We start from the raw sequence: 3,977 nt of genomic DNA, 5'->3' as shown, positions 1-3,977 counted from the left end.
GCCTTGTTGCACTTCGCGGCTGAGTCCACCGTTCCATGAGACCGAAATGGCCTTCGGAGAAACGCATTACCAAAACCACATTTATAATTCGCCGGAAGCCTCCGCACCTCCCGCAAAATGCAGGATTGAAAGAGCCATTTCCGGTGTAGTCAACTCCTGCAAGCGACTTAAATCCATTCCAAGAAAGAACCCCAACGCAAGAAAAAAGCAGCCTTGAGCAGAAGCCCCCTCGTTTTCGTTTGTGTTATTTATGGCCACGATAGTTTCCAGTTTGGACGCATCGCGAGTGTAAACAACGCGCTGAATCCCGCATGTATTCACTTTAAAATCGATACCCTCTAGTAGAGGGACAAGTACCTTGTACTCATCCTGAAGCGTTGCCGTATTCAACTTTCCACCACTCAATGCGTCCGGCGCTGAAATAAAAATAAAGCTCGGCCAGCTTTCATCCACCACCTGGAAACCGGACACATAAAGAAACGTCTGCAGAAAACTCCCAATGAAAGAGTCGAATTCGGGATCACTTGCGTGGTAAATCGGCATAAAATTATTGCTTGCAGATGCGCCATTTAAACGTGAATCTGCAAAAAATGATACGAAACACAAAAATAATGGCACAAATATCTTACGGACAATCAATAAATGCAATACAAACCCTCCATCAAATAATTTTCCTTTCGCGGAGTTTAACAATGATGGCTATAAGATAATTTATTCGAATATTCTAATTTTAACGTCAACAGCCCTCAAAAAAATTCTACACTTACAGCTCAGTCAACGACGTCGCGGTTACGACCGGGGCTCACAACCTCAGCCAACCAGAATCAAAACGCCAGAGCCAAGTCCCTTTGCGCACTGAAGGGCGTGACAAGGCGGATCGGGGTTCCGTTGACATTTGTCAGCTCACCGCTCCAGGCCATCCGGTAAAGCGCCCTCAGATCCCGGCGGTCGTTTTCGGTCAGAACGCTCTCGGGGCCATAATTCATGATCGTGAACCGGCATTGCTCCCCGAATGTTTCGCTCGCCCATCGGGTTTCGCTGATATTGGCAAAGAAATGCCGGAGCCCGAACACATGCCCGAACTCATGGGCCAGTGTTTCGACCTGTTCCTGTTCGCTCTGCTCAAACAGTTTGGGATAGAGCACCAGTTGGTGCTGCCCGCCTCCGGGGAAAAAGGCCGAACCCAACACACAGCCGTTTGGCGAACACCGGTCCTGATCCCGGACAACCACCTCGAAGTCCCAAAGCTCATTGTTTTCCGCAAAGCGCACCGGAACAGCATCCCCCCAAAGCGCCAGCCCCCTTGCCATAAGCGCGGCGATGGCGGCGCGCGCACCGTCCGGATCCTCGAATGCCAGCAGTGAGCGCTCCTGAAACCGCCAGTGCAGCGTCACCCCTTCCGCCCAAAGCGGGATGAAGCCATCCCCGGCATGCAGCACCAGCTCCAGCGCCGATTTGCCTCCCGGCGTTTCATGCCCCCGCCCCTCCGTATCGCAAACGGCAGACGCCGGACCGTAAACGTGAATGTGCGGCGCCTGCTCCCGCGCGGCCTTTTCCCGCGCCCTGAATGCCAACGCAGTTCCCGATGTCCGCACACCGTCTTCAAACCCCGACCCTGCCATAGGCATCTTCCCTTGTTCGCCAGCTGTATGCCGCAAAGAATCGCGCGCAAAATTTGAAAGTACAGGAAACATACGAAAAACGAGAGTCTGAGCCGGTTACGAGAAACCGACAGCAGTTTTCAAAACCAACCCGGCATCCAGTCAACAGCTGCTCCGCAGCCGGCACGCTTGAGGCGATATCCCGTAAAAAGAACCGCAGTACAATCCTCCAAAAACAACATATTTCCTAGGCATTACTGACAATTACTTAATACACACGCAAAAACTAAACTTACCCTACGGTAGTATAACTTGATACGGCAATCGATCCATGAAATGGTTGTAGCCAGATTCAGAATATATTTACACGCGTCACTCAAAGCCGGCCTGTTCCGGGATTCTTCAATGGCGACCGATTTAATAAAGAAACAGGAAAAATTCGCTTCTACCGTTTCACGGCGTCTGGCAGCTGTTGTATTTGCGGATGTGGCTGAATTCACGCGACTCATGGCAAAGGATGACGCCGAGGCGGCTTCGCATTGGCGAAGCCTGCGCCACGACATTCTGCTGCCTCAAATGGAGCGTCATGGCGGACGGCTTGCCCAGGTGCCCGGGGACGCGGTACTGATTGAATTTCAAAGCGTGGTGAGCGCGGTGAGCTGGGCGGTCGATATCCAGCGGAGCATACAAAGCCAGTCCGAAAACCCCAACACGGTGTCACCAATCAAATTGCGTATCGGCATCAATGTGGACGACATAATCGACGATGACGGCATGCTGTTGTCCAACGGCGTCAATATCGCTTCGCGCATTCATCAGGTGGCTCAACCGGGTCAAATCGTTGCAACGCAGGCAGTGTGTGAACTGGTACGGGACAGGCTGCCGCTCCATTTTCGCGATCTCGGCACACCTCCCCTAAAAAACATTGACCAGCCCTTGAGATTGTATGCGGTCGAACCCGGCGGGAACGGTTCGAACGAAACACTGACGCAACCCTTTCTGCTGTGGTCATCAAGACCGACCATAGCGATACTGCCGCTCCGGATGGTCCATGCAGGTGAATCGGAGCAATACATTGGAGAGGGTATTACCGAAGACATTATTGCCGGCCTTTCCCGCAGGCGGTCACTGTTTGTGACTTCGCATGCCTCGACACTGAGATTTGCCAATGGCGCAGAAAACCATCGCTCAATCGCCAGCGCACTCGGCGTCAGATACATCCTGCAGGGAAGCATGCGCCGGCGCACCACCGGTGCGGGGAACCCGTCCACCAGCATCCGTATCTGCGTTGAACTAGTGGAAGCTGAACATGAGCGCACCATCTGGGCGGAGTGCTTCAACGGCAATGACACGGACCTGTTCGAGTTTCAGGACCGGATCGTTTCGAATATTGTTGCTTCGCTTGAACCGAGAGTACGAAAGGTTGAGTTCGAGCGGATCCGCAACCGGCCAACCGAAAGCCTTGATGCCTATGATTGTGTGTTAAGGGCCTTGTCGCAACTCTACAACTTCAGTCCGCAATCTTACGAGGACTCAGAAGTCATCCTGAAAAGAGCGATCGCTCTCGATCCAGAATATGCCCAGGCACATGCCTATCTGGCATGGCGCATGATATTCTGGATCGGCGACGGGCTGTCGCGGGATGTCAAAAAAGATCGCGAATTCGCCCTGACAGAATCGCGCCGCGCCGTCACGCTCGATCCCGATGATGCTTTTGCGCTGGCTATCCGGGGCCACGTCATCGCTTTTCTAGACCGCCGCCCGTCCGAGGCCAGCGATCTCCTGGAGCAAGCGCTGCACATGGATCCGAATTCCTCGCTCGCCTGGGCCCTGAGCAGCCTGTCCCACGCATATTGCGGTCGTGGAAACGAAGCTCGTCAGAGGCTGCAAAATGTCTGGCAACTCACCCCGTTTGACCCGATGAATTTTTTCTTCTGGATAGCAGCCGGGATTGCCGAATTCGTCGAGGGCCGCTTCGATGAGGCAGTCTTCTGGCTGCGAAAGTCACAAAGAGCGAACCCAAGGTTTGTTGCCTGCAAGAGAATACTTGCAGCTGCACTTGCGCAAAACGGCAACCTTGAGGAAGCGCAGGCGGCCGGACGCTCACTTCTCGATGCCGAGCCAAACTTCAGCATATCCCACTACTTGTCGTGGTACCCTTTGCAACGGCACCGCGACAGAAATAGACTGGAAGACGGACTTCGCCTGGCAAAACTACCGGATTAACTGTTTTTTGCTTAGGCAACCCCTTTTTGCCTCACTATTAAAAGTTGTGTCCTTGATTGAGGAGGGAAGTCATGGCGCAGGGAGCAGGTGCCGGCGCAGGAGCTGGATACGGGGCTGGAGCCGGTGCCGGGGCTGGAGCTGGTGCCGGGG

Annotated in this window: 3 protein-coding genes; 1 reads left to right on the top strand and 2 read right to left on the bottom strand. The window is 53.7% G+C overall.

Annotated elements, in window-relative coordinates; translation table 11 throughout:
• Positions 1 to 81: 81 nt before the first annotated feature.
• Together E1297_RS03785 and E1297_RS03780 are read right to left on the bottom strand one after the other, a co-directional pair.
• Entirely contained in the window at positions 82 to 648 is a 567-nt protein-coding gene (locus E1297_RS03785; protein ID WP_155134092.1) for a hypothetical protein, read from the bottom strand.
• 176 nt (positions 649 to 824) lie between these two features.
• A complete protein-coding gene (locus E1297_RS03780; protein WP_155134089.1) occupies positions 825 to 1,622 on the bottom strand; it encodes a reprolysin-like metallopeptidase in 798 nt (265 codons plus the stop codon).
• Positions 1,623 to 2,006: 384 nt separating this feature from the next.
• Between E1297_RS03780 and E1297_RS03775 the strand changes: the two genes are divergently transcribed.
• A complete protein-coding gene (locus E1297_RS03775; RefSeq protein WP_196223180.1) occupies positions 2,007 to 3,827 on the top strand; it encodes an adenylate/guanylate cyclase domain-containing protein in 1,821 nt (606 codons plus the stop codon).
• Positions 3,828 to 3,977: the final 150 nt, after the last annotated feature.

This window comes from Roseibium sp. RKSG952 (genome assembly GCF_009711355.1).
This window is presented reverse-complemented; position numbering and strand designations above follow the sequence as displayed.

What these genes read in the sequence shown, in the direction of transcription:
- E1297_RS03775 (WP_196223180.1), top strand. Translation starts at nt 2,007, where the DNA reads ATGGCGACCGATTTAATAAAGAAACAGGAAAAATTCGCTTCTACCGTT.
- E1297_RS03780 (WP_155134089.1), bottom strand. Translation starts at nt 1,622, where the DNA reads ATGGCAGGGTCGGGGTTTGAAGACGGTGTGCGGACATCGGGAACTGCG.